Raw genomic sequence first — 7355 nt, 5'->3', positions numbered from 1 at the left:
CTTATGATAAGTTATCTTGTTGAGTGTGAATTTTATTTTTTGTATTAATTAATAGTATATTAAACTTTTAAGTATTTACGCTATGTATGATGTTCGACACTGACTTCAACCTTGTTTCGGCGTAATGAATCGAACATTTACTCTTGACAGAGTTTGGTAATTATGTAAGACGGCAATAGTATTTTCGTCAATCCTGACAATTGATGGCTATATTAAATATAGGATTTCGAGTTGATGGTTTTATAGAGAAATCTCGACATTGTTCCATGATAGATAATTAAGAATAAATAGCTATACCCTATGGATTTCAAGATGGATCGCGACGGCAAGGGAGCGAATCCCCGGGAGCATAGATAACGATGCGACCGGGGTGAGCGAGTGCAGCCAACAAAGAGGCAACTTGAAAGATAACGGGTATATATTGGGTAACTGGCTAGTAACTCAATACTATTTATTCAGTAAAGCCTTTCCTATTTGATTTTTATTAAAATGAGGAGTACGGAAATGTCAAGAACCGAAAGACTTATAGTATTATTGCAATACTTGAGACAAAGAAGGTATCCTGTCAGTGGTAAATTACTCGCTAGTGATTTAAATGTAAGCTTGCGCACGCTTTATCGAGATATTGCTTTATTAAATAGTCAGGGAGCAAATATAGAGGGTGAACCCGGTTTGGGCTATATATTACGGCCCGGCTTCATGTTACCTCCTTTAATGTTTACGATGGATGAAATTGATGCCTTAGTTTTGGGCAATAAATGGGTTATTGAACAGAATGATGTTGTTTTGTCTAAGTCTGCTCATAGCTTTATATCTAAGATTGCCGCAGTATTGCCTGAAGAACAGCGTGATCAGCTATATTATTCGCCAATGTTTGTAAAAACAGAAGGTTACAGCAAAGTTACAAATAATAACTTAATGTTATCTGATATCAGAAGAGCGATATACCATAAATCAAAAATAGTGATAACTTTTCTTGACTTAAATAATGCACATACTGTGAAGACGACCTGTCCACTGTCGGTCTTTTTCAATAATGAATTCTTTTTAGTTTCTTGGTGTGAATTCAGCCATAATTTTCTTAAGTTACAAGTAGGAAAAATAGAGAAACTAGAAGTATTGTCTGAAAGATATATACAAGATAGAATATTATTACTAAAAAAATGGAGTGAGAAAGAAGGATTGTCTGATAATAATTTATCCTAAATAAATGATTACGAATGAGTAATTTATATGGGTATTTATCCTATAGATGTTTAATTGTTCTTTCTATTAAGTATATAGTTGCAAATATAGAGTAAATTCTGATGATTATCTGGACTTTCTGCTGAGGGTTCGAAAAATTTAGTGATTTTATTGGGTTTGCTAAGATTCGGTTTTGTTTGCTAAAAATTGGGGACGAGACCTCTTAAGGGATCGAGTGGACAAGAACGATTATTAGGAAAAAGCCGCCCTAGAGTGCCGATTGTGAATGGTAGGATAAATCACTTAATTTGGTAATCTGGGGCAACGAACAATATAGGGCGAGCTTGTGATTGAGGATAATAAAGTTCAAGAATTTTCCCAGGGTAAGATTTTAATTCGATTAAACAAAGATCGTGATGCCATCACGATCTTTGTTTTGTCGACTTACGAGCTTGTCTTTATGTAAGAGTGCTATCGATATTTTCCACATGATGCATTTTTCTTACATAAATAATGAAGTGGAAGAAAAGCTACCATTTCCATGCATCCGGGCTGGTGCCAGTGGGTAATACACTAATGCCAAAATCGCTAATCACAACAGCGACATAGATATCATCGTCATAACAATTTAATTGATATCTTCTCCCTTTTGCCGTCCATTGCCAATAATCATTTTTCCAACTTTCTGGATAGAATTCTTGGATAAGTGAAGCGGTTGCTGGATGTAACCCATCAACATTGAGAGTGCTCGTATTTCCAGAACTGCTCCAAATCACATCACCGATTAAGTTTTCATTGGTAAGATTAATAACGAAAAAATAATGATTATTAATTCCAAGCATTTCACCTTTTTCTTTTTCCTCAGTTTCTCTCATCTTCAACTCCTGGTTAATGAATAAAATGGGTGATTATTATAGAAATAACAATAGTTTCTCTGATATACCCGTCATCTTTCAAGTTGCCTCTTTGTTGGCTACACTCACTCACCCCGGTCACATCGTTATCTATGCTCCCGGGGATTCGTTCCCTTGCCGTCGCGATACATCTTGAAATCCATAGGGTATATTTCTATTTTTATTGTGATAAATTCAATAGACTAACTAATAATTACCGTAGGAATATAACCATAATAAATATATTTTTATTTGATATTGTTTTGTTTGGATGATTTTTATTGATCTGTTAGTTACAGTGTTTTATTACTATTCTGGATGGTTTTTTGCCTATGAAATAATTGCATTTATGAGTAGTAATCAGAAATTATATATAATTTATTTTTATATTAGCGTAAAAATACAGAATATAAAGTATATCATCATGAATATTTTGCATGAACATTAAGTGAAGGTTAATTGTACATTGAAAATATCGAAGAAATAAAATAGGCTATCTCTCTTTTTATATATTTTTAACAGTTTGTTATCTTGGTTTTTTATTCGTGGCAAACATGGTAGGAATGGCATAATCAATATGTCTACTCCTGAGACTGTAATGGGAAAGAATATTTTTAATATTCTTTCCCAGGATGAAGTTATTACCCTACAGAGTATCTACGTGTCATTCTTCTGTAATTTTCTACTCTTCCTGTCATGACATTTTCTATGCCAGACAATATTCCAGAACAATTATGACAAGCAGGGAAGTCTTGATTTGTTGCACCAACGAGTCGTTGTGTGAATATGTAGCTCTGACTCAAATGACTTGATATATTTTCTCCCTTTTTAGCAAGTTCCGTGACCATATAATTTAAGGCTTGTACTTCAGCATGCAGGCCCGCAATACCGGCCATTTTAGGTAAAATGTTTTTGTTTTCCTTAATATGTGCTTTGATCCGCTGTTCAACTAGTGGGTGTAATGCAGTGCCTGATTCTTTATACGCTTTTTGTATACCCGCGATAAATTCTTTTTCATTAACAACACGATAGCTGCCAAGATCCATATTTGGCCTCCAACGTTTGGAAGTTTGAAGTGTATTGGGGTGGTATTGTTCGAAACCGGGCTTCGCTTTTTCGCTGATAAGTTGCACACCGGGGAAGGTATTTTTTGCACCTAAGCTGCCACTCAGATTTAAAAATTTATCTTTATAGGTATCGTGCTCTCTGTTGGTACCATGACCCATAATACCGGCATGGGCGGCATATCCTTTTAATTTTGCATTTGTATACTTCATATCTCTGGATTTTTGCTCTCTATTTTTTGGTTTCATAGGTTTGAGCGTTTCTTCATTTCTTTTTGTTTCTTGTAATATTTCACCGGTGCTTTTGGTGAAATATTTATATCTCTGCTCAACTCTTGGATTTTGTTTATATAAAAGTGGAGAAATATCAGGTTTGTTTTGTGGAATGGCTAGATCAAGCCAGTCTAAACTTGATAGCCCCATATTGTCCGCAAGAGTAATTGGGTTATTCATCACCATACAATAGAGATTTAATCCATCGATAGTGCCTGCTGGGTCCGCACTTAGCCATCTTCCCACCCACGGCTGATAATACCGATAGCCGTAATAATACAGCCCGGTGGCATCCCGTTCTTTACCGGAATACCGGATCGTTTTGTAACTGGCTTCTGTCTGGTTTCTTGCGGCCCATAGCGCTGTACCGCCAAATGGGTAGTACTCCTCTTGACTGATGATTTGCCCGTCGTTATCTAGCTCAAGTTGGCTGGAACCAATCAGATTATCGTAACTGTAACGTATCTGATTATTGTTGATGTTTTCTGGTTTGCCGCTCTCCCAGTGCAGAACCCGCACTTGCGCGCGACCGGCTTCACCCACTGTAATAATCTGCAACTCTTCCGTTGTGGTAGCACCGTTTTGGGTTGTACGCAGTTCCAGTCCCGACAGGTAGACAACTCGTTGTTGTCGGAGGATATTCTGCATTTGCTGTTCACTGACTTTTAACAGCCGCATCCCGTCGTTGCCATAGAGATACCACTCTATGTCGCTGCCACTGTCGGTGTGGTTATCCCGTTTTACCGGTGTCATCTGTTGTAGTTCACCTCGTGCATTCCAGTTTAGGTTTTGTCCCGGTAGTAATGTCTCCTGATGACCACCTGCCTGAAACAATGCATCCACTTTGGTTGGATCAGTGGTTAAGGTATTCAGTACTGCACGGTTGCTGCGGTTCGAGACGGTTATATCTGTGGTGTAGTTGTTTTGGCTCGCGGGTGAGCTATGCCGGATTTGGGTCAGGTTTCCACCACGGTCATAGGCATAAGTACGGGTGTAATTGGTATAAGTGTTGTTATCGGAAGGCAGTGCTGTAGAGGGGAGATTCTGATTCTGCTGGCCGATATTCGCCATTTCGCGCCCTGTTGCGCTAATAAGCTGATACAGGGAATCGTAGGTATAGATATTCTCTGGTACCATTTTCTGATTGCGCCAGAAGCGGGTCGCTTCTGCATCGTTACGGAGACTGATTATGTTGCCAACCGGATCATATTCATAACGTAAGTCTTGCAAAGCCTTGCTATCGCTTGAACGACGGGTTGTGATGCTCATCAGTCGCTGGGTTTCCGGCTCGTAACTATATTCGGTGATGATACCGTTACCGTGTTCTTCGCGTAGTTTTTGTCCTGCGGCTGAATAGGTTAGGGATTTGATGATCACTTGCTCACTCTGGCCTTTCACCGTCAGCCGACTGCCTTTCAATTGTCCAGCGACATTATAGGCCAGATGCTGGATGTTTCCTTTGGCATCGGTTTGTGTCAACAGAGCACCGGTGGCATCCGTTTTGTTTTCGGTGGTGTATACATCACTACTTAATTTCTTATCCCAGATCTTTTTATCATCCCCTAACCAATTTGCTTCTTGACCATCAACCAGTAGCTGACGGGATTGTGATAAAGCCTCTCCGGTCAGGGAAACTCGATTCAGTTGAGTCGCTCCTGCTGTATCGTAGTGATGTACACACTGACCAGCAAGATTTTGGTCTTTTTCTGCCGGTGTGTTTCCAGCCCAGATGAGACGTTCGGTGATATGGGATGCCCTTTTCTCTGGCTCTTGTTCTGTTACGGATAACAGACGACCGGGCAGAGAGTTGTCTTCATATTGTCGGGTCTGTTTGACACCCGTTGCAGTTACAGTCAGGACAAGACGGTTTTCAATATCATGAAGAGTGACAGTATTACCCGCATCGACACTCTCTGTACGTAGGACGTTGCCCGTTAAATCATACTGCCAGAGAAAATTGGGTTTTACCGAATTATCTTTCTGCCAGGCGTCATACAGGCGTGGGTCAATACTTTGGTGCAGGTGTCCGAGAACATCATACTGATGACGGGTGATACGGATATCACTATTTTTTTCTGCGGTAGCTCGGTGATAACGGATTTCACGGACATCCAGCCCACGGTTATCGTGAACAGTGATAGTGGGGGTATGTTGATAAGTTTTGGGGTCAAAGTTGTTCATAATTTCCCTCTTTGTGGTGTTAACTCATTGTAGTGTTGAATAATTTTTTGTCTGCGTAGCAGAGAACGAATGCTAAGTTCAGCTTCTCCACATTAATGAGGATAACCTTTCTATTGAGATACCAGCGGTATGCAAGATTTCAGGAGATAAGTAGGAATAATCTCATTCAGAAGTATGCTGCTCAAAGGTGCTGCTACAACCGAATAACAGTAGCAAGTATAAGTAGAGGAGTACAAGTATTGTAGAAAACAGCGTTAGGATCTTTTGTTATCGCTTATGGCTGTTTTTTCTGTTCTGTCAAAAAGGAGAAATAACCTATCCTTATTTAACATATAGTTACGTGTGGTGAATATTAACTGGAAGTATAGTTATTGGTTATAAATGTGAGTTATTTTATTGGCTAAATAATTTTTGATGTTCGTCCATATACGAAACTCGGATTAGTTAGTCTGGGGTCAATTAATGACGCCAGATAAATCGGATATATCAGATTATTGTGTTAAGCAGATATTCCAATCAGTATCACTGATTTAAACTTCATTTGTACGTCCCTTGCGTTGGAATAAATGCCTATTACGATATCGTAAGACACTTTCAGTGATTATTATCTGGCTGTTTGTTGAATTTCTTAAATAAAAAATTAATTAAAATTAAGAAGCCAGATTTCAATTTGTATGAGGTTTATATTGCATTTATATTTCATTTGTATTTAATTTATATATGAGATAAAACAATAAATTTGGAAAATAATGTAATTATTACATGGGTTAATATTTAAATACATTATGAGTTAGATATTAGTTAATTTGCTATTGTTATTTTAACAAAATAAATAATATTATATTGTGATTCTTGGTTAAATTGTTAAATGAAATATTGGCTTTATGAATTATAAATACAAATATTATATTTTTAGTATTATAAATGGAAATTTAAGGTAAAATTAAGTGTTATATTTTGTATATTTTAGATATTTACAAAATAAAAACTTTTTGTTTTTTATTGAAATATCATTATATATAATATTGCTTATTGGCAATTCTTATTTTTATTGTTATTGAAATATTTTATTCTTCACAAGAGTTATAATATACCCTATGGATTTCAAGATGCATCGCGACGGCAAGGGAGCGAGTCCCCGGGAGCATAGATAACTATGTGACCGGGGTGAGTGAGTGCAGCCAACAAAGAGGCAACTTGAAAGATGACGGGTATAGTTGATAAAGGAATATTAACATGAATGATTAATAAAGTAGGTAAATTAATTATATAAAAGCAAATTTCTATCATGTGTATAGAAATATGTTTTTTATTTTTAACTTTTTGGTGGTTTTTATTTTGATAAAAAATTTGATTGGTATTGGAAATATCATAAATTGCTTACTTTTAGGTATTGTATACCCTATGGATTTCAAGATGCATCGCGACGGCAAGGGAGTGAATCCCCGGGAGCATAGGTAACTATGTGACCGGGGTGAGCGAGTGCCGCCAACAAAGAGGCAACTTGAAAGATGACGGGTATAAATATTGATAATATAAATGTAGATCATTAATCTGTTTTTCTTATTTTGTTGTGAATAATTCTGAAAATTGCTCATCATTGAATGGAAATAGACCATATAATGTTTTACCCGAAATAGCTTTCTCGTTGAAAATAATAAGATGACTACTTTGAATTTGATGGTTTTATTTCAGGTTTAGAGACTTTACCTGTTGGAAAAATTGACGAGAATAAAGAAGTAACGTTGTTGATTATCAT

The 7355-nt window shown here is 37.1% G+C and carries 3 protein-coding genes; 1 reads left to right on the top strand and 2 read right to left on the bottom strand.

The window, feature by feature from the left end; translation table 11 throughout:
- Positions 1 to 504: 504 nt before the first annotated feature.
- Entirely contained in the window at positions 505 to 1206 is a 702-nt protein-coding gene (locus LGZ98_RS22660) for a helix-turn-helix transcriptional regulator (protein ID WP_113043500.1), read from the top strand.
- 509 nt (positions 1207 to 1715) lie between these two features.
- On the opposite strand, the gene LGZ98_RS22655 is transcribed toward LGZ98_RS22660, so the two are convergent.
- Together LGZ98_RS22655 and LGZ98_RS22650 are read right to left on the bottom strand one after the other, a co-directional pair.
- On the bottom strand, positions 1716 to 2060 hold the full coding sequence (locus LGZ98_RS22655; protein ID WP_112878032.1) for a hypothetical protein: 345 nt from the start codon (positions 2058 to 2060) through the stop codon (positions 1716 to 1718).
- 659 nt (positions 2061 to 2719) lie between these two features.
- Entirely contained in the window at positions 2720 to 5596 is a 2877-nt protein-coding gene (locus LGZ98_RS22650; RefSeq protein ID WP_113043499.1) for an RHS repeat-associated core domain-containing protein, read from the bottom strand.
- Positions 5597 to 7355 lie beyond the last annotated feature (1759 nt).

The sequence above is a fragment of the Photorhabdus kayaii genome, assembly GCF_025384895.1.
Taxonomy (GTDB): Bacteria; Pseudomonadota; Gammaproteobacteria; order Enterobacterales; family Enterobacteriaceae; genus Photorhabdus; species Photorhabdus kayaii.
The sequence above is the reverse complement of the archived record's forward strand: the minus strand, read 5'-3'. Positions and strand labels throughout refer to the sequence as shown.